The 20,828-nt window shown below is 44.2% G+C and carries 14 protein-coding genes; 10 read left to right on the top strand and 4 right to left on the bottom strand.

What is annotated here, in order from left to right:
• Positions 1-7: 7 nt before the first annotated feature.
• Complete coding sequence (gene elyC, locus K1M91_RS01055) at positions 8-769, bottom strand: envelope biogenesis factor ElyC (protein WP_232799703.1); 762 nt, start codon at positions 767-769, stop codon at positions 8-10.
• Positions 770-1,026: 257 nt separating this feature from the next.
• Here elyC and mukF point away from each other — a divergent pair, with 257 nt between their 5' ends.
• The 3 genes from mukF (at position 1,027) to mukB (ending at position 7,655) form a co-directional block, all read left to right on the top strand.
• Positions 1,027-2,385 (top strand): chromosome partition protein MukF, encoded by a 1,359-nt coding sequence (gene mukF / locus K1M91_RS01050; RefSeq protein ID WP_232799702.1) that lies wholly within the window; start codon positions 1,027-1,029, stop codon positions 2,383-2,385.
• A 69-nt stretch (positions 2,386-2,454) separates the two neighbouring features.
• The gene (gene mukE / locus K1M91_RS01045; RefSeq protein WP_232799701.1) at positions 2,455-3,189 is read left to right on the top strand and encodes a chromosome partition protein MukE; all 735 of its coding nucleotides are present in this window, start codon (positions 2,455-2,457) and stop codon (positions 3,187-3,189) included.
• A gap of 2 nt (positions 3,190-3,191) precedes the next feature.
• Complete coding sequence (gene mukB, locus K1M91_RS01040; protein WP_232799700.1) at positions 3,192-7,655, top strand: chromosome partition protein MukB; 4,464 nt, start codon at positions 3,192-3,194, stop codon at positions 7,653-7,655.
• A gap of 134 nt (positions 7,656-7,789) precedes the next feature.
• Here the strand turns inward: mukB and K1M91_RS01035 are convergent, their stop codons facing one another.
• Positions 7,790-10,150: a fatty acid cis/trans isomerase gene (locus K1M91_RS01035; protein ID WP_232799699.1), complete on the bottom strand. Its 2,361-nt coding sequence runs from the start codon at positions 10,148-10,150 to the stop codon at positions 7,790-7,792.
• A gap of 187 nt (positions 10,151-10,337) precedes the next feature.
• Between K1M91_RS01035 and K1M91_RS01030 the strand changes: the two genes are divergently transcribed.
• The 5 genes from K1M91_RS01030 (at position 10,338) to K1M91_RS01010 (ending at position 14,761) form a co-directional block, all read left to right on the top strand.
• Positions 10,338-10,904, top strand: coding sequence for a pyridoxamine 5'-phosphate oxidase family protein (locus K1M91_RS01030; RefSeq protein ID WP_232799698.1), 567 nt, complete (start codon positions 10,338-10,340; stop codon positions 10,902-10,904).
• A gap of 17 nt (positions 10,905-10,921) precedes the next feature.
• Positions 10,922-11,158, top strand: a complete 237-nt coding sequence (locus K1M91_RS01025) for a hypothetical protein (RefSeq protein WP_232799697.1) — start codon at positions 10,922-10,924, stop codon at positions 11,156-11,158.
• A 331-nt stretch (positions 11,159-11,489) separates the two neighbouring features.
• Positions 11,490-13,253 carry a bifunctional UDP-sugar hydrolase/5'-nucleotidase UshA gene (gene ushA / locus K1M91_RS01020; RefSeq protein ID WP_232799696.1) on the top strand — a complete coding sequence of 588 codons (1,764 nt, stop codon included), beginning with the start codon at positions 11,490-11,492 and terminating at the stop codon, positions 13,251-13,253.
• A 135-nt stretch (positions 13,254-13,388) separates the two neighbouring features.
• Entirely contained in the window at positions 13,389-13,955 is a 567-nt protein-coding gene (locus K1M91_RS01015) for a GNAT family N-acetyltransferase (RefSeq protein ID WP_232799695.1), read from the top strand.
• A complete protein-coding gene (locus K1M91_RS01010) occupies positions 13,952-14,761 on the top strand; it encodes an aminoglycoside phosphotransferase family protein (RefSeq protein ID WP_232799694.1) in 810 nt (269 codons plus the stop codon). Before K1M91_RS01015 ends, K1M91_RS01010 begins: the two co-directional genes overlap by 4 nt.
• Before the next feature lie 96 nt (positions 14,762-14,857).
• On the opposite strand, the gene K1M91_RS01005 is transcribed toward K1M91_RS01010, so the two are convergent.
• Positions 14,858-17,068, bottom strand: a complete 2,211-nt coding sequence (locus K1M91_RS01005) for a transporter substrate-binding domain-containing protein (protein ID WP_232799693.1) — start codon at positions 17,066-17,068, stop codon at positions 14,858-14,860.
• Positions 17,069-17,215: 147 nt separating this feature from the next.
• Between K1M91_RS01005 and K1M91_RS01000 the strand changes: the two genes are divergently transcribed.
• Together K1M91_RS01000 and K1M91_RS00995 are read left to right on the top strand one after the other, a co-directional pair.
• Positions 17,216-17,854 carry a sulfotransferase gene (locus K1M91_RS01000; RefSeq protein ID WP_232799692.1) on the top strand — a complete coding sequence of 213 codons (639 nt, stop codon included), beginning with the start codon at positions 17,216-17,218 and terminating at the stop codon, positions 17,852-17,854.
• Positions 17,855-17,889: 35 nt separating this feature from the next.
• Positions 17,890-18,462 carry a tRNA-(ms[2]io[6]A)-hydroxylase gene (locus tag K1M91_RS00995; RefSeq protein ID WP_232799691.1) on the top strand — a complete coding sequence of 191 codons (573 nt, stop codon included), beginning with the start codon at positions 17,890-17,892 and terminating at the stop codon, positions 18,460-18,462.
• Between the two features lie 57 nt (positions 18,463-18,519).
• Here K1M91_RS00995 and K1M91_RS00990 read toward each other — a convergent pair whose 3' ends face one another.
• Positions 18,520-20,814 (bottom strand): DUF3656 domain-containing protein, encoded by a 2,295-nt coding sequence (locus tag K1M91_RS00990; protein WP_232799690.1) that lies wholly within the window; start codon positions 20,812-20,814, stop codon positions 18,520-18,522.
• Between the last annotated feature and the right edge of the window lie 14 nt (positions 20,815-20,828).

The following is a 20,828-nucleotide window of genomic DNA, read 5'->3' as shown; positions in this document are numbered from 1 at the left end:
TCACTCTTTATTTGATGTTTTGTCGTAATTCTGACCACCAAATGCCTAAATACTCATGCACAGCCATCTCGGAGCGCTCTAAATAGTAGGCACTTGGGATCATCCTATTGCTTGGCTCGGGTAATGTTGAGTTGCGCTGCTTGTAATAGGCGGGTGCGGCAATAGGCTGTGAGTTTTGCTGGGCAAACAGTTTCATGGCGCGGGGCATGTGGCTTGCTGACGTGACCAGTGCCGCTTGTTTATCTTTGATTAATCGCGCCATTTCTTTGGCTTCATCGGGAGTGTCGCGAGTGTAGTCTAAACGCTTAATCTGCGCCTCGGGTACGCCAAAACTGAGTGCTAAGGTTGCCATTAACTCAGCATGGGTTTTGCTATCGCCAAAATTCGAGCCGGAGACAACAATGGTTGCTTGTGGGTTAGCCTGCCAAATGCGAAACGCTTCGGCAAAGCGCGAGATGGCAGTGCCAGACAGCTGGCCAGTAATGGCTAAATCAGGATCGGCAAGGCCACCGTGGCCTAACACTAAAATGGTGTCAACTTTTTGCTCAATGTTAAAGGCTGGATATTGGCGTTCTAGGCTGGCAATAAGATAGCCACTGACAGGCTCAGATGAAAATGCTAATAACGTTATCAAACCCAAGCAGAGGACAAATTTACCAAAGCGTTGTTTGCTGGTCATTATCAACAGTAATAAACCAAAGGTAAGCAGAATAAGTGAAAATGGCAGGGGTTTAAGCAATCCGCCTAACCACTTTTTGAGTAAAAACACAGCAATATCTCCGTTTGCGAAATTGCGCAAATATTACCAGTTTTATGCAGCGCCGGCTTGTGCCAAAATAGCGGCCTTATTTAATCTGCTTAATATAGCTTTATTTCGCGGTTAAAAGGTAACAAAGGCCTTATTTATAGCAGGCTTTCGACTTTATCTTTTTGATTCTTAGCAATTATACAGATATTACTGCGTTCCCCAAGTTTACTTGAGTCGCGCGGTATAGATTGAACTCGTTTGGTAAATTTGGGAACACGATGACCAAAAAATACACGCTAGCAGCACAAAAGAACTTACCTGAGCTCGTTGGTTGGGTAAAGCAAGAGGCGTTTTGCTTAAATCTGTCTTCTGACCGACTAGCCTTTTTGATTGCCGTATCTGTGGTAGCAGAGCAAGAGTTAGGGGCTGAATTAACGGAAGCACAGCTTCATGATGCGTTTCGTTTGGTGAGCGACATTTTTGGCCAAGTGGATGAAACTCAGACCGAGCGTGCTAACAACGCGGTGAATGAATTTTGTCGCCAACAATTATTTAATCGCTTTGGCGCAGATACCATGGACACCGCAAGCCTGTATCGATTAACGCCCTTAGCGCTGGGCATTGTTAACTTTTATGCCCAGCAAAAAACTTATTCCAATGTCAAATTGTCTATTCTACTCACCCAAGTTGCGGCTGAAATTACCAAAGTATATGACGCGGCTAAGCAGGGCGGTGATGAACAATATTGGGATGAGTCGGTTTACAGTGTACTGAAATACTCAGTGGAAGATATTTTTGAGCGCATCGATTTAACCCAGCGCGCCATGGACAGCCAACAACAAGCAGCGAAAGATAACATTGCCCAGTTACTGCACCAAAACTGGAGCCAAGCTATTAGCGCCTGTGAGCAGCTATTAGCCGAAACCAGCAGTCATTTACGTGAATTGCAAGATACACTCACCTCAGCGGGCGATAAGCTGCAGTCGGGTTTGCTTAATATTCAAGAAACCGTGCACGGCAATGAAGACTACGAACACATTGAAGTGTTAGTGTTTAACTTACAAGCCCGCTTAGATGGCATCATTGCTTGGGGTCAACAGTCTATCGATTTATGGACCCGCTACGATCGCCATGTGCATAAGTTTATTCGCACCGCCATCGACATGGACAAAAACCGCGCCTTTAGTCAACGTTTACGCGAGTCGGTACAAAATTTCAGTCAACATAACTGGCATTTAGTGATAGCCGAAGAAGACCGTATTCTTGAGCTGCGCGATGAAACCTTGAGTTTCCGCGATGAAACCATCACCGGTGAAGTTCCACAAGAAATGGAATACCAAGAGTTGGTTGATATTCAAAATGAAGTGGCTGGGCGAGTAGAAGCCTACTTGGCGCAGTTTAAAGACAATCAACAGCCCCTTGAATTAGCCATGGTGTTACGGGATTTCTTGGCCGATTACCCCAGTGTGCAGCATTTTGATATTGCCCGTTTAGTGATTGATGAGGCCTGTAAACTGGGCTTATCGAGTGCGGAAGTGAAATTTACCGGGGCACAGGCGCCATGGCGTCCGATTAATACCACTGGGGCTAAAATTCAGGCGCATCATATTGATACCTATGACACTGATGGCCAATAGCATTGAGTTTTTACTTAACAACTTTTTTATTTTTTGCTTTTTGCCAGTAAAGGCAGGAGTTAGTGACAGATGCAAATAACCGATCTAAACGACAGCACAGAACAATATATTTCCCAGGATCTGGCCCGCGCGGTGGCCAATCCTTTATTTCCGCAAATTGATGCGCAGTTGCGCAGTGGCCGGCATATCTGTAGTGATGATTTTCAGGCCCATTCATACCTAGCCGATGCTTATGAAGCGTTAGAGTTCTTCTATCGCCGTTATCAAGTGGAATTAATTAAAGCCCCTGAAGGGTTTTTCTATTTAAGGCCCAAATCTAACGCCTTGTTAGGTCGCAGCGTATTGTCTGAGCTTGATATGTTAGTTGGCAAAGTGCTGTGCTATTTGTATTTAAGCCCAGAGCGTTTAGCCAATGAAGGGGTATTTACCTTAACGGAATTATTAGAAGAGCTAGCTAACCTCGCAGATGAAACGCAGTTATTACGCATGGTGAACCAGCGCAGTGGCGGCTCAGATTTAGATAAGCAAAAGTTAAAAGAGAAAGTAAAAGGTTGTCTGCGCCGTTTTCGCCGTTTAGGCATGGTTACGTTAATTGGCGGAGTGGATAAATTCACCCTAAACGAAGCAATCTTTCGTTTTGGCGCCGATGTGCGCACCGACGAAGACCCACGTGAAGTGCAAATGCGCTTAATTCGTGAAGGAGAAGCGATAGTGCATGACGACGACATGCCAACGGATGAAAAACTGCAACAATCCGATGATGCAGACAGTGATAACGAAGAACAATTAGGGTTAGAGGTATAATCATGGCAAATCGCGGCAAGTTTTTATCATTAACCATGGTTAATTGGAACGGCTTTTTTGCCAGAACCTTTGAGTTAGATCAGCTGGTGACGACGTTATCAGGCGGTAACGGCGCAGGTAAATCCACCACCATGGCGGCGTTTATTACGGCGATGATCCCAGACCAAACCTTACTGCATTTTCGTAACACCACCGAAGCAGGCAGCTCTAATGCCTCACGGGATAAAGGCTTATACGGTAAGTTAAAATCAGGCCCTTGTTACAGCATGCTACAGGTGCGTAACTCTCACGACCAAGTGATTTGGCTCGGCGTGCATTTAGAACAAATCGCAGGGCGTGATAAAAAAGTGAACATTACGCCGTTTGCGTTAATGGACTTACCTGAAGAGATTAAACCGACCGAATTATTACTCGAAACCTTAGCCACTGGCCAAGCTCGGGTGAGGCAATTTAGCGAGCTGCGCGCCGCCGCTGCTGAGATTGGCGGTGCTCGTGTTACTAAATATAATTCGATTAACGAATATCATAACTTTTTGTTTGATATGGGCGTTATTCCGAAAAAAATGCGTGACCAAAAAGATCGCAGTAAGTTTTATCGTTTAATTGAAGCCTCATTATACGGCGGTATTTCCAGCACCATTACCCGTTCGTTACGCGATTATTTATTGCCTGAAAACAGCGGCATTCGCAAAGCCTTCCAAGACATGGAAGCGGCGATCAAAGAAAACCGTCACACCTTAGAGCGCATTAAACAAACTCAAAGTGATCGCGATTTATTTAAGAACCTGATCACCGAAACCACCCATTACGTGGCGGCGGAATATGTTCGTTTAGGCAGTCAGCGCCAAGCATTCTCTGATGAAGCGCTCAGCCATCGCGCCAAATTACAAGACACGCAGCGTTTGCTCAAAGAAGAGCAAGGCCGCATTATTTATTTGCAACACGAGCTGGAAAACCTGACTAACCGCGAAAGCATGTTAGAAAAAGAACTAGAGCATGCCAGCGACATGTTACAAAAAGTCATCCAAGCGGTGGCGCTACAAAGCAAAATTAGCCAATACCAAGCTGAAATCGATATCACCCTAGCGCAGCTTGAAGAACAACAGGAAAAACTCGAACAAGCCAATATTCTGTTTATTGAAACTGAAGCCAGTAAACAAGCGGCGGAAGCAGAGGTTGACTCACTGAAAACCCAATTAAGTGACTATCAACAAGCGCTGGATATTCAGCAAACCCGTGCCATTCAATACAAGCAAGCGGTGGCGGCGCTAGAGCAAGCGAAATTAAGCTGCGATACGCCTGATTTAGTGCCGGAATTAGCAGCAGACAAACTGGCTTTGTTTAAAGGGCAAGAAGAAGAGTTAACTCATCAAGTCTTAGAGGCTAAGCACCGCCTAGAAATGGCTAATGCGGCGCTGGAAAAATTTGAACAAGCCTTGGGCTATTTAACGCAAATAGAGCCAAGTGTCGATCGTAAACAAGCCTTCACCCAAGCCAAATTGCAGCTGCAACGCCAGCAAGAATATGTCGGCGTGACTAATCGTAAAACTGAAATTGAGCGCAGCTTACAAGATGCCTTGCGCCAGCGAAAACAGCAAGATCAAGTTACGCAATGGGTAGCCGATTATGCCAGTCAAACATCGGTAAACCTTGAGCAAGAACAGCAAGTGGCCGAGCAACAAGCCCATTGGTTGTTAGAGCAAGAAACCCAGCAAGCACAGCAAGCTGAATTAGCCGATATGCTGTCCACCAACAAAGAAAAATTAGCCTCGTTAACGGCAAGTAATCAGCGCCTAACGCAGTTTGCGCCAAAATGGCTGGTGGCTCAGGCGGAAAAACAAAAACTGGAGCAATCTTCAGAGCAAAGCCTTGAAGATGCCGGCAGCGTCAGCGCTGTGATGCAGCATACTTTGCAGCAAGAACAAACACTGAAACAGCGTAAAGAGCAGTTACAACAGCAAAAGAGCGAGCTTGAACAGCAAATTCGTCGTTTGCAAAATGCTGGCGGGGAAACAGACGAAACCTTAGGCAGTATTGCCCTTGATTTGGGCGGCGTATTACTCAGTGATGTTTATGATGATATCCCGCTGGAAGATGCGCCTTATTACTCTGCGCTATACGGCCCCGCGCGTTATGGTGTGGTGGTACGTGATTTAGAAGCGGCAATTGAAAAGCTGAAAAATGTCGCAAACTGCCCAGAAGACTTATACCTGATCCAAGGCGATCCCGATGCGTTTGATGAAGAGTTATTTAACGCCACTGATTTAGGTGAAGCGGTATTGGTACGTGAAGGTGCTAGGCAGCTTCGTTATTCACCTCATCCAAAAACGCCACTGTTTGGCCGCGCAGCGCGTGAAGCGCGGATTGCAGAGCTTGAAAAAGCCCGTGATAGCTTGATTGAAGAATTTGGCAGCGTGTCGTTTGAGCAGCAAAAGAAACTGCGTTTATACAATCAATTTAATGACTTTATCGCAACGCATCTGGCCGTCGTATTTGAAGCAGATCCGCAAGCGCAATTAGAAGCGAATAAGCAAGAAATTCGCGCGTTAGAGCAGCAAAACCAAAGTGCGCAGCAGCAACAAACACAATTACTGCAAACCCTCAAGAACATTAAAGCTCAGCTGCAACTGTTGGATAAAATCCAGCCACTGGCTTATTTGATTGGTGATGATACCGTAACGGCTCGATTGGAAAATGCGCAAGAGATGGCCGAGCAACTGCGTCAGGCCGTGCAATTTTTAACTCAGCATAAGAGTGCGTTGGCTGGCTTAGCCGCTCATGTGGACTACCTGCAATACGATCCACAAGACATTGAAGTGCTAAAAGCCACACTGGAACAAGTGGATGCACAGTTAGCGGCGAAAAAACGCCAGTGTTATCACTTAGAGCAATTACATGCCCGTTTGGCTCATTTCTCGTATCACGATGCGCAAGCATTATTGGATCAAACCAGTCAAATTAACGATGAGCTAAAAGCCAAACTCGTGTTGGCAGAGAAAACGCGCCAGCAAGCCCAAGCGCAAGAAAAACAATGTCGCGAGCGTTTAAATCAAGAGCAACAAACGCAGGTGGCGTTGTCTGCAAGCCTGAAAGCTAAACAACAAACCTTGCAAGAAAATCATAGCGAATTAGCGGCCTTAGGCGTGGTGCTGAGTCACGACAGTGAAGCCAAAGCAAAAGCCAATAAAGAGCAAGTACAACAAGACTTAATTGAAACTCGCAATAAACGCAACAGCAGCGGCGCGCATTTAAAAGTTACTGAAAAAGAAGTGTCGACCTTAACCGCTAGCGAAAAGTCGGTGAAGAAAGGTTATCACCAAGCTCGCGCCGCCTTAGTTAAGCAAAAATCCGGCTGGAGCCTAGTTAAAACCTTAGCGCAGCAAAATGACGTGGCACGCCGTCTTGATCGCGCTGAGCTGAAATACCTAGATAGCGATGAACTGAAATCCATGTCGGATAAGGCATTAGGGACGTTGAGAATGTCGGTGGCTCATGATGAAGAGCTACGCGACGCACTGCGTTACTCAGAAGATAGTCGCCAGCCTGAGCGTAAGGTAATGTTTTATGTGTCGGTCTATCAGCACCTGAAACAGCGTATTCGTCATGACATTATTCGCAGTGACGACCCCGTTGAAGCGATTGAAGAAATGGAAATTGAGCTAGCGCGCTTAACCGATGAGCTCAAGCAACGTGAATCTCACTTGTCGATTTCGGCTCATGAAGTGGCCAGTAAGATCAACAACACCATTCGCCGTGAGCAAAACCGCATTCGCGCCCTAAACCAAGGGTTGCAAAGTGTGGCATTTGGTCAGGTAGCGGGCGTACGTTTAAATGTATCGTTACGAGAGGCCTACTCAACGCTACTTAACGCGTTAGCCGAGCAGGGCGCGCAGCACCAAGATTTGTTTGGTAACAATGAATTGAGCTTCTCGGAAGCGATGGCGAAACTGTTCCAACGCTTAAATCCGCACATAGATCAAGGTGAGCGCAGCCATCAGGTATTAGGTGAAGCTTTATTGGATTACCGCAACTACCTTGAAATGCAAATTGAAGTTTGCCGCGGCACTGAAGGCTGGCTTCGCGCAGAAAGTGGTGCATTATCAACGGGTGAAGCGATAGGTACTGGCCAAGCCATCTTGTTGATGGTGCTGCATTCGTGGGAAGAAGAGTCACGCCGTTTCCGCGCCCGTGATGTGCTACCTTGTCGCTTATTGTTCTTAGATGAAGCTGCGCGCTTGGATGCTCGCTCTATCTCTACCTTATTTGAGCTCTGTGAGCGTCAAAACATGCAGTTGATTATCGCCGCGCCGGAGAATATCAGCCCCGAAAATGGCACCACCTATAAGCTTATTCGTAAAACCCACGGTAACAATGAGCACGTACATGTGGTTGGCTTACGTGGTTTTGGTTATGGCAAAACGGAAACGGAATCCAACTTAGAAAGCAGTATTCCAGAGCTGATTTAAGCTAAATACTGGAACCAATATTATATTGAACGGCCTGTTACAAGACAGGCCTTTTTTACATTTACCCACTACAAAGCCATGATGCTTGTTAACTTATAGATTAGTCAAATCCCACAATGGGTTTGCAAAAAAAATTAACGATTTTCTAAGCGATTATAATCGAGAAGTCCGCCTGAAATGGGTTGCTCTTTCATTACTTGATTTAATACCCGATCACTTATAGCCCAAAATACTGGGCTGGAGCGCCGCACGCCGTATTGGTCAAGCAGTTGGCTGTAATCTTGGTCTGACTTTATTTCTTGTAATGTCCTGACAAACTGTGGGATTTGGCTTGCTTGAATATGCAAAAACACATTTGGGTAGTCACCTATAAGCCCTCGAACAACCGTCAGGTTATCTTCGCCAGGTAAGCGATTATTGCTATCTCTAAGCAAGCTGGACATGTTGCTGTAAGCTGCATTTTTAATCAGGGTATAGAGTCGCTGTTGCTTGCCATCTTGTACCAATAACACCGATACCTCGGCTAACTGATTGACAGCAGTGCTTGGCAGTTCAAATAGTGTGGCAAGGTTTGCCCATTCACTGGCGCTAACATCCACTTGCTGTAAGTCGTAGTTATTTTTTAACACAGGGCCGAGCTTTGCTTTTAGCATGCTAAACAACTCAAGTTTATGCTGGTTAGTTTGGTAGGTAACATCACTTGGGTAATGAAACTGACTTTGCTCGGCCTTAAGGTATTTTTGAATATTATCACTGGTATTGCGGTACCAGTGATCGCGCTCTGATATACGTGAGTCCGGTGGCAATAAAGCGAGAAAGTTGAACTCGCTTTCCATGCGTAAGAAATCCATATAAAGGCGAGTATTCAGTTGATGACCAACATTACCGTAGACATCAAACCCAGCGACAAGTAAATAATGAATACGCTCCAGTATCGGGTAGTCGATTAACCAAGCTGTTTTTGGCGCTTGCCCGACTAAGCCTTTCACAACAGATGCATTGTCAAAATGTCTGAATACAGTTAGGGCAGCGTTAGTGTTTGTTTCTTCTCCGTCCCAAACCAAATCTAAATCGAGTTTTTCGCCATTCTCAAAGGCTTGTGCAAGAGCACCTTGTTTCGCTTTAAGGTAGCGTTTTTGCGCTTTTGAATAGGTGAACCAGCTACTGAGCACCGTTGAATTACTGGCCGACTCAGCAGGGATCCGCAAATGGTCTTTTTGTTGCGCTAAAAACTGGGCTAACCCTTCGCTGTTTTCCCAGCTCCCTTCAGAGAAAAACACCCAAAAATGGTCGTTGATGACATTTAACGCCATTTGACCTCGGCAAACAGGGCCTTTAATAAATGCCATTATGGTGTTCTGTGCTTCCAAGAGCATAAAGCGATAACGCGCTGCTACTGGTAGAGCTTCAAAAGCTATAAATGGGTTGGCAGCAACACTTGGTTCATAACTTGGAAGAGCCGTGACTTGATAGTCGACGCGATAAAACAATTGATTTAGCTGATCCATACGCTGTTCATTAAGAGCGTAAGGCATATGGGTTTTAGCTAATATGGTCTCGCGCTCGCGTTGAAAACGGTAATAGACCCGCTCGACCTTGGGGTCATCATAAGGCCGTAGAGTAATAATCCGTTCAATTGGCTGACCGGGTGGTGTTTTTGAGCGCACTAGAGTAAAAAATTCAGGACTATTTGCGGTATTGGCTAATGCTGAAAAGTAGAGGTGAGAAAGATAAAGGTGTTCAAATATATAACGTGCAACAAGTTGTGATTTAAGGGAAGGGCGGTTAAGCCAGCGCTCCCATAGATCTATCTCTTGTAGTATAGGGTTGGCTAAGGGCGGTTTTGCAGCCATTTTGGCGCCATTTTTAATCCAAGTTGTTAGTTGGTGCTGTTCATCGACAGCAATGGCTGGTAAACCATAAGGCATTCCTGCCAGTGGGTTATTGCTAGCAAAGTCTTGGTAGGTTTCGATGGTGCTGCACTGTTGGTTGCGATCTAATGAAAAATCAAACGCGTCAGCATGAGCGCGAGTATCAACTAAAGGGTGTTTTTGTTTTAGTAGCAGAGCCTGATAAATCAAACTGGCGGCCACATTGGCTTGCTCGGTTTGTTCCCTTTCATTTAATACCGGAGAAAAGCCTTTTTTACGCCATTGCTCGGTGGTGGCAGCGTCCTCATACAAGCGTGTCGGCGTAGCGGCAAATAAACGCGTGCCACTAAATACTTTATCTTTAGAGCTGCCTCGTTCAATGGCTTCCGGCGAGGTGAGCTTTAACTGGCAGGGCGCATCGTAGCAACCATGGCAAACCACGCAGCGCTGATCCAAAATTGGTCGCACTGTTTGGTGATAAAATATTGCGTCGCTACTTTGTTGGTTGACCATACGATCGCGCACCAATGCTGGGCCATAGAGATCTGCAAAATGGGTATTTGAAAAACTTGAACAGCCAGTTAGTAACGCGAAAAGGCTAAGTATTGCCATGTGTTTAAACATTATATTCTCATCATTTCTGTAATCCTTACGCAGATGAATTCTTGCAGTTAAGGCCAGTAAATGAAAGCGTAATATGCTGTACTTCAAGTTTAAACTTGTTTAGCTTGTTGAATTATTTTGATATAAATATGACAACTGAGCTGTTGCCAACGTATTGGTGGCAAACAATGGTAGATTGGGAGTGTTTATGGGACAGCAGTTTACTGAGCTACAAGACAAACATAGTGACTTTATTGCCCAACAGCAGATGTTTTTTGTCGGCACCGCTGCCGAGCAAGGTCGGGTTAATGTTTCACCAAAAGGCGCTGACTCATTTCGGGTGGTGAATAAAAATCAAGTTATTTGGCTTAACCTGACTGGCAGTGGTAATGAAACGTCGGCTCATGTGCAAATTAACCCAAGAATGACAATCATGTTTTGTGCTTTTGCAGGCGCACCAATTATTTTACGCCTTTATGGTCAGGCTCAGGTGCTACATCGAAATGACCCATTATGGCAGTCTTATATATCATTGTTCCCCGCCAGTATTGCTGCGCGCCAATTGTATTTGTTAGATATCGATTTAGTGCAATCATCTTGCGGCATGTCGGTACCTTTGTTTGATTTTAAGCAACAGCGAACGGCGTTAGCCGACTGGTCTGAGAAACAAGGAGAACAAGGTATCGAGGCGTACTGGTTGAAGAAGAATCAGCAAAGTATTGATGGCTTTGACACCAATATTGCTAACTTGGCTGGATTAGCCCACAAACAATAACGATTTAAGGAAGTATTATGATCAAACTATTAAATAAAGAAACGAATGTGTTACTAGGCGAACTGACAGAGTCACAACTACAATTTTTAATTGATCAATTAGAAGAAGAGGACAGTGCCGATCAAGATTATTGGATCAGTCCTGCGCAATTAGAACTATTTAAAGACGAAGGCGCAGACCATGCGCTTTTGGTTTTATTAGAAACGGCTATAGCAGGAACTGATGGCGTAGAAGTTATTTGGCAAAAGGCTTAACTCTTTAAATAAATCAATGGGTTTTTACCCATTGATTTATTCTATATTTTTTTACCAATCTATTTTCCCCATCGCAGCTTAAAATACCCCTTTAAATTACAAAAATATCACCAATCAACAGTACTGGTTAATATTAAAAAATTCCCCCTGTTTATTTTAAATAATTGTGAACGAGTGTCTAAAAAAGTTCATATTCAGGCGGCATAGTAACTGTGATTTTACTTCAACCTCGGTGAAACAAACTGCACAACGCTGCTAGTTTAGCGTTATATAAGCAGGTGTTTATTGTTGGGAGAGTAATTATTTTTACTATATAAAGGACTAAAAAAGTATGTCGTTTAATTTTAAACATGGGCTTGTTGCCAGTGCATTAATGCTTGCGTTAACTGGTTGTAACAGTAGTGATGATAAGACAGCAGTAAAAACACCTGAGGCAGAAGTGCCGGTAGTGGTCGCACCCAATACGTGTGATGGTGTGCCGTGTACCAAATTTACTATTCTTCATACCAATGATAATCATGGACGTTTTTGGCATAACTCTGACGGTGAATACGGTATGGCCGCAAGAAAGGCGCTGGTTGATCGTTTACGCAGCGAAATTGAAGCCAACGGCAGTAAAGCACTATTACTCTCGGGTGGTGACATCAATACAGGTGTACCTGAGTCAGATTTACAAGACGCGGAACCAGATTTTGTCGGTATGAATGCGATTGGTTATGATGCCATGGCGGTAGGTAACCACGAGTTTGACAATCCATTAAGTGTCTTAGACACACAGCGCGCATTAGCTAACTTTCCTATGTTAGCGGCTAATATTTATAAAGCCGACGGTACACGCTATTTTGAACCATACCAAGTATTTGCAGTGAACGGATTAAAAGTGGCGGTGATTGGCCTGACCACGAAAGATACTGCTAAAATTGGTAACCCTGAATTTATCAGTGAATTAACTTTTACTGATCCACAAACAGAAATAGCAAAAGTGATTGCTGAAATTAAAGCGGCCAAGGCAGCAGATCTTATCTTTGCAGCAACGCACATGGGTCACTACGCAAATGCTCAGTATGGCAGTAATGCGCCAGGTGATGTGGCGTTGGCGCGCTCGTTAGATGAAGGTTTATTAAACGGTATTATTGGTGGTCACTCGCAAAACCCTGTTTGCATGGAGCCTGGCTCAGATGACTACGCGGATTATAAACCTGGCGGTGCTTGCGCCCCTGATCAACAAAAAGGCGCTTATATCATGCAAGCCCACGAATGGGGTAAGTATGTGGGCCGTGCTGACTTTGAATACATTGCTGGTAAGTTAAAGCTTGCAAGTTATGAACTGATCCCAGTTAACCTTAAGAAAACCCTGACTGATGCTAACGGTGAAGATCAGCGCGATGAAAATGGCGATAAAATCAAAGTTTATATTGGTGAAGAAATTGTGCCTGATGCCGAGCTAAAGCAGACGCTGCAGGCATACCAAGATAAAGGCCAAGGTAAACTAAGTGAGGTAATTGCAACAACAGATGCATTGTTGGACGGAGAGCGTGCGAACGTACGTTACCAACAAACTAATTTAGGCCGCTTAATTGCTAAAGCTCAGGCCGAAAAAGTGAATGCTGATTTTGGTGTGATGAACTCAGGTGGTGTTCGTGCTTCAATTGCTGAAGGTAATGTTACCTACCGTGATGTACTTACCGTGCAACCGTTTGGCAACACCGTCACTTACAGTAGCATGACGGGGGCTGAAATTAGCGATTACCTCGGTACGGTAATGTCTTTACAGCGTGGCTCGGGTGCCTATGCGCAAGTTGTAGGCGTGAAAATGGCTGTAGACTGTACGGCAAAGACGGTCGATATTAGTGAGATTAATGGTAAAGCATTCAGTGCTGCTGATACTTATAGTTTTAGTGTACCAAGTTACAACGCAGCGGGTGGCGATGGCTACCCAACATTAAATCCAGTACAAAGTGGTTATGTAGATGCTGAAGTACTTTATTCTTACTTCAAAAACAAAGGCTCAGTGGTTGCTTCTGATTATGCACCAACGGGCGATATTGTTTATCTTAACTCAAACAGTCCGCTGGGCTGTGAAGTGACGCAATAATATTTGAGCAAATTAGTTCAAATTAACAACGAAAAAGGTGAAGCTGTGCTTCACCTTTTTTATTCTCAATACTGTCTTGTCAATTGTTTGAATTTATTAGATATTATTCATAGGGTTCAATAGGTAAGAAATAATATGATAACAAGTCTAGGCACCCAGAGGCTGATATTAAGGCAGTGGCAAGATGAAGATTATGCGCCTTTTGCGCAAATGAGTGCTGATGAAAATGTAATGCGCTATTTTCCCAATATCCTAACACGTGCTGACAGTGACGCCTTGGCGGATAAAGCGAAAGGACTCATTGCCGATAACGGTTGGGGGTTTTGGGCTGTTGAATTAAAAGAAACGGGCGAATTCATTGGTTTTATTGGCTTACATTGTCAAGAGGATGCCATTCCCAATACGCCCTTTATTGAAGTGGGTTGGCGCTTAGCAAAGCAACACTGGGGTAAAGGGTATGCGCCAGAAGGTGCGCAAGCCGCGTTAGCATTTGCGTTTGAACAGCTTGACCAACCCGCTATTTATGCTTTTACAACCTTAACAAATTTACCCTCACAGCGGGTAATGACTAAATTGGGAATGATTAATATAGAGCAAAATTTTTTGCACCCAAAATTAGCACCTGAGCATCCATTAGCGCCACATTGTCTCTATCGCATCACCAAACAACAATTCAACAAGCAGCAATCACAGGCCGTATGACACCATTAAAACCAACGGATGAACAATTACCCAATAAACACGGCGGTAACAACAAAGTTATCTTACAACACAGCCGTGTGTACCGGGAAACGGGCAGCTGGACACCTGCGGTCCATCAGTTTTTAGCCTATTTAGCTGAGCAACAATTTACTGGCGTACCTGAATGTTTAGGCATGACACCTGATGGTCGTGAGATTTTGACTTTAGTGGCTGGAGAGATATGTGATGGGCACCTAGCTGGGCCGTTTGCTTCTTGTGATACCTTGCGCAGTGCAGCCAAGTTTTTACGCCAACTTCATGATTGCAGTGCAAATTGGCCAGTAAAAGAAAGTCACACAGGCTGGATGTTGCCGGTGCGAGAGCCTGTTGAAGTGATTTGTCATGGTGATTATGCTCCTTACAATGTGGCTTTCGAAGGTGAGCAAGTGGTCGGTTTATTCGATTTTGACACCGCTCACCCCGGGCCGAGAATCTGGGACTTAGCTTATGCCATCTATTGTTGGGCGCCTTTTAAAACCCACCCTGATGATGCAATAGGAACGCTTAATGAACAAATCAGCCGAGCGCGATTATTTTGCCAGGCTTATGGCTTAGCGCATCAGCAGCGTATAACGCTGGTCGATAATATGATTGAGCGTTTGACAGTGTTAGTGAACTTTATGCAAGTGCAAGCCGAGCAAGGCAATCTCGACTTTCAACAGCATATCGCAGCAGGCCATCATTTGGCATATCTAGAGGATATTGACTACCTGACGAGTAATCAAAACCAAATCACTCAGGGATTAGGTAACGCGCGCACTGGATAGGTAAAATATGTTTATTTTCCCCTGATAGTCTTCAGCAAAACTGAGGCTATATGATGATCTGTTGTATTTCACTGTATGAGTGTTTATCTAACATAGTTAAGCGAGTACGACACGATTTCGGCCTTCATGCTTGGCCTGATATAGGGCATGGTCCGCTCGCTTTAGCAGTGCTTGGTAACTTTTTTCATTACGGTAACCTGCTACGCCCATGCTAACGGTTAACGATTCAATGTGTTCAAACTTCAGTATCGAGATTTTCTTGCGCAGGCGCTCTGCTATTTGCAACAATTCAGACTCTATCGTGAGGGGACAGATAATTAAAAATTCTTCACCGCCCCAGCGAGCCACTAAATCAGACCCGCGAGCAAGGTAGCGTAATTGTTTGGCAAACTCGATAAGGATCTCATCACCAATTTGATGGCCATGGCTGTCATTGATACTTTTAAATAAATCTATGTCAATTAAGATCACCCCAAAATCATATTGATTACGTTGCGCCAATGAAAATTCATGACTTAAGGTTTCATTAATTTTTTTCCTATTCCAGAGACCGGTAAGCTCATCGGTATTGGCGAGCAAGGCAAGCTCATCATTTTTTTTCGCCAGTAATTGGTTCATTTGGTTTACCTGCTCTAGAGCAAGGGCAGTTTTATGCTTTTCTTTGCGTAAAGAATAATTCCACAGCAGCACGGCAATAATGATACTTAATAAGCCTAAACTTATTTTTATGACGCCTTGGTAATGGTTTTTTATCTCGTATTGAGTCGTGACCCATTTATTATAAATTTGTTGGTTTTCTTTTTTATCCATTAAATTAATGGCTTTTTGAAATAGGCTTGTCAGTTCGGGTAAACCAGCTCGAACTGCCACACTCAGTTTCATTTCATATGGAATGACATCCACCTCCTTTAAATTGAAATTTGGTTGAGTAAGCATTATATGTCGGGCAATAACGGCAGAGCCAATGTAAGCGTCCGCCTGCTTTGTATTGACGGATTCCAAAGCTTGCTGCGAATTGTCTGTACCAATAACTTGTATGTAAGGGTAATGCTTACGGATGAACTCAACCAACTGGGTACCGTGAACCATGGCGACTTTTTTATTTGCTAAAGAATTAATGTCGTCGATGCTCTGATTTTCTTGTTGTGTGATGATATTGATTGGACTGGTTATAATGGGAGCTGTGTAGTCAATAGCATGGTGATTACGACTAGGTTGCATCGCAAGGGCTGCTATATCACATTGACCCTTGGTTAAACCCTGGATAGTTTCTTGCCAAGAGCGGGTAGAGTAGATGTTTGTTTTCAAGCCTAGACGATGAGTAAGTATGGCTAAATAGTCTTTACTCATTCCGCCATGTTTGCCTTTATCCATTGATTCGAAGGGCATTGTATTTGGTGTGACACAGACAGTAATGCGTTGTTGCTGTTTTAAAAATTGTGCTTCTTTGGGGCTAAATGGGATGGTATTTATATCGCCGTAGCGGTCGCTGCCAAATCCGCCTAACCAGCGATTACGCAGCACTAGCATTTCATTAGCGGTAACACTGGCTAAGCCTTTATTGATAATGCTGACTAGCTCAGGTTTATCATTGCGTAGGCCGAAGGCGAGTTCAAAGGGCTTCTTGCCAAGCACAAAGCCAAGCTCTATTAATTTTTCTAAACCAACTAGTTGTGCCACATATGCATATGACTCATCTAACACAGTGAAATCAGCTTGACCAGAGACGACCGCTTTAATCATGTCATGAATACTATCAACATAAACAGGGGTCATCTTCATGCCAGTTTCCTTTGCCATACGTTCAAAGGTGAGGTTACCTTTTTGCAGAGCAATGCGTTTATTGTCGAGGTCATCAATATTGCGGATATTAAGAGGATTATGTTTTTGCACCAGCACAACTGAATATAACTTGGTATAAGGTTGAGAGAAGTTCAAATAGGTTTTGCGCTCATCGCCTGGGCTTGCGGTACTAATGCCGTCAAACTCTCGGCGTTTTGCGCGTATTTGCATCTCTTCCCAGTTGCCTAATGCAAGATTGATTTTTAATCCCGTTCGCTCGCTAATGAGTTCAAGCAAATCGGCGTCAAAACCACTTACACTGCCATCGGCATTCAATATGGTGAAAGGTTCAAACGAGTCACCACTTGCTAAGGTGATAGTAGGGTTGCTTTGAATAAAAGCTTGCTCTTGGGCACTAAGCTCAACTGTTGAATGGGTAACTTCATGACCATAACTTAATTTTGAAAAGCAACAGATGACGAATAATAAGGTAAGCTGACGATATAATTTATTGAACGTAATCATCCGTTGATCTCAATTCTTCTTTAAATACTAAAACTGGGGATGGCGAGTATTATCCATTATGCAATTTATATAACCAATATGCATAATTGTTATTATACCGGATGCAATATTTTGGCGTTATGTTACAGGGTTTTACTGGAAGGAAAAATGCTTAAATCGAAAAAGGTTTTCATAATTGGGTTACCGCGCACCGCGACAACCAGTGTTTGTTTGGCAACATTAAAAATGGGATTTACAACTGCTCACACAGCTTATACTCGCAGCGCCTTTGAGCATGCCCAAGTGTTAGCCGACACGCCGATATTTGCCGATTATGCAGAGCTAGATATACTTTATCCTGATGCTAAATTTGTTTATTTAACACGGGAGCTAAAAGATTGGATCCCTTCAATACGACAATTATTATTACGCATGTTTACTAATTTAATGCGTGAAGATGGCGGGTTTAACCCTATTTTAAAACGCTGTTATAAAAGGGTATTTTCACCGTTGACCTTAGAAAACATCCATGACGATAACTTTTTGGCTCTTTGCTATGCGCGTCATCTCGCGCAAGTGAAAGCCCACTTTAGTAATCGAGCCGAAGCTTTACTGATTATTAATGTTGCCGAGCCGCAAAGTTACCGATCTTTATATGATTTTTTAGCGCCGCCGAGAGCCCTTGATGTTAACGATGGATTTGAGCGTATCAATATGGCGGGCAAAGTAACGGCATGGAAGCAAATAAAGCACCCGTTGAAAGTTGAATCAACCCAAGGAGGGAAGGTTGAAACGTTGCACTACTAGCAGGTAGAATCCCCCCATTTTGCAGAGCCAACATTATGTTTGAATTAAAATACCATACCCCCTTTGCATGGACCGAAGCCGTGTTAGCTGATTTTGACGCGTTTTTACAAGATCACGCTGGGGCGGAAAAAAAGGCTGCAGGCATGGCGATGGCGATGTTATCTCATTATCCCGACCGCCAAACATTAGTACGCGCCATGGCGGATTTGGCGATTGAAGAAATGATCCATTTCAAGCAAGTGGTTAAGTTATTACAAGCGCGCGGCGTGAACTTAGCCAAAGACGAAAAAGACCCCTACATCAAACAAGTGAGATCGTTATTTCGTAACGGCAGTAATGAATTTTTCATGGATCGTTTGATTGTGGCGGGGGTAATAGAGGCGCGCGGTCACGAACGTTTTGACTTAGTGGCTCAAGCCTTACCTGAGGGTAAAGAAAAAGATTTTTATGTCACCATTGCCAAATCAGAAGAAAAGCACAAAAACTTATTTATTGAACTGGCGTATGAATATTTTGATAAGGCTGAAGTGGACGAACGCTTAGAGCAAATACTGGTTGCTGAAGGTGAAATTTGCAGCAAGCTCGCGTTTAGAGCGGCATTGCATTAGGGCTGTATTAAAAACTTGAACAAGAAGTGCGTGACGCACTTCTTATTCATGGTTCATTTACAAGCCGTTTTGATATTGCTGGTAAGTCGACTCAGGCACTAGGCTCGCTAAAACCTGACTGGCCTCAGATTGACCACTAAGCAAGGCTTCAAATTGTTTGATCAATGTAATTTTGTCCGGCGACTGCCTATCACCTGCACCAATATCCGTTAGATCAATCATAAAGCCATCAAACAAATCACTAAGATCATCAATAATCTCGGTATTTAAAAACTGATCTTGGTTATAAATACTTGGGTATCCCGCTTTTTGCTTATCGATAGCAAATGAATCCCCTTTCAGGTTTTTAATGCTGGTGGATTTATCACATGACAGCATACAGCCATTATCAATGCGCGGCTTTTCACAGCCCACACTTTGCTGGAAAAAGCACTGACGGCTCGCCATTAGCAAAATCGGGTGATAAATACTGTAGAGCATTTTGAAATTCTTCGGTCTTGCAATGTGACGAATTTGCTGCTTGCTGATTTCGTTAGAAATAAACGCGCCGCGACAATCGAAATTTTGTTGCAGTGACAACAATACATACGAGTTGGTGGTATTGAGCAGCGGCCCTGCGATCCAATTAATGCCAAGGCGCTGGGCGTGATAAGCAATGCCGGTGTTGTTGGTGACAATTAACGGCGGCTTAATTTGTTCTAAAATATTCAACGCTACGTCAAAGTCTTTGCCAATTAACACCGCGGGAAACCACGGGATCAGCCTTGGATTCTCTAGTAAGAAATCGACATATTTAGTGCAGCCACGCTTGTACGCATCGGGCAGCTTAAAGTAAATATCGCCATCGGTCACATTTGCCAGCGCGGCATCGGCTGGGTCGCAAATCAGCATCGAAAGTGACGGCGCTTGCCCGCTGGGCTTAGGGTGATGCTCAAGTTTCGGCAGGGTTACTTCGGGTACTGTTGCAATGCCTTCATTTAAGTAAGCCAACAGGTCGTTCTTAAGCTGGGTAACCTCGCGATATGGAATGCTTAAGCCGTCGGTTAACGCAGCCGTATCAAGAGCCACTAATTCATAGTTTGCGTTGGCAATGTTTTTAAAACGCTTTTCGATTGCTTCTTGATCGACGCTTAACTTTTCACTGGGCTGCATAGGGCTTTGTGAAGTCAATACAGTGGTTTTAGTTGCATTGTCGGCATTGATTAAATGGTCATTTTGCGCTGTGGTCACGGTTAAGGTTAACGGCTGGCCTTGTTCGCTGGCAAACTGCAGGGTGAGCTTGATTTTATCGATGCTCAAGTGGGCGATTTTTTCATCAACGCTGGCATTTATTTGTTGTTTGTCGGCATGGAGTTGCTGCTTGGCATCAAAAATCTGCACCACTGAAATGGCGTCGCCTTGGCTGGCTTTGAATTTTTCCACCGCATGCTGTTTTGAATGATCCCGTGGGTTATCAATAAACATTGACTGATTTAAATCACCCCGTAAAAAGGCATTGGTAAAATCACGATTAAATACTTTATATAGCCGTTCGCCATCTTGGGTGAGCTCGCCCGTTTCAATATAACCATCAATTTGTTTACGAAAGCTGTCGATCACCGTGTGAACGTAGTTAGCCCCTTTAATGCGTCCTTCCACTTTAAACGAATACACGCCAGCATTGATCAACGCGGGTAAATCAAAAAATGCCGAGTTGTCTTTGATGTTGAGTGGGAAGTTGTTGCCTGACTCGGTGGTTTCATATTCCTCGCGACAGGCTTGGCTACAACGCCCGCGGTTACCCGAGTTACCGGCACTGGCCGAGGTGGAATAACACAGGCCAGAAAACGCGATACACAGCGAGCCATGGACAAACACTTCTAGTAGGGTATCGTGCTGCTGGCCGACTTTAGCCAGTGCGGTGATTTCACGTAAGTTTAGCTCGCGTGATAAGTTAACGCGGCTGGCGCCAAGCTGTTTCAGAAAGGGAATTTGCCCGGCATTATGGGTGGTCAGCTGGGTAGATGCGTGAATATCCAGCGTCGGGAAGTATTCACGAAGTACATACAATAAGCCGATGTCTTGCACTATCACGCCGTCAAGGGTCGTATTCACTAAGCGGTTGAGCAATTTAACCAAGCTTTTAAATTCGTGCTCTAAAATCACGATGTTGAGAGTTAAGAAGATCTGGCAATCATATTGATGGGCAAGTCTGATGGCGCCAACGAGTTCATCGAACGAAATATTGGCCGCGCGATTACGCGCATTAAAACTGTCTAAGCCGCAATAAACGGCGTCAGCACCCGCAATAATTGCGGCTTTAATGGCGTCAATATCACCGCCGGGGGCTAATAATTCAATCTTTGGCTTCATCACTTCACAAGGTC

This window comes from Motilimonas sp. E26, assembly GCF_021278025.1.
GTDB lineage: Bacteria > Pseudomonadota > Gammaproteobacteria > Enterobacterales > CBDFNC01 > Motilimonas.
Note: the sequence above shows the minus strand (reverse complement) of the source record. Positions and strands in the feature narration are given on the sequence as shown.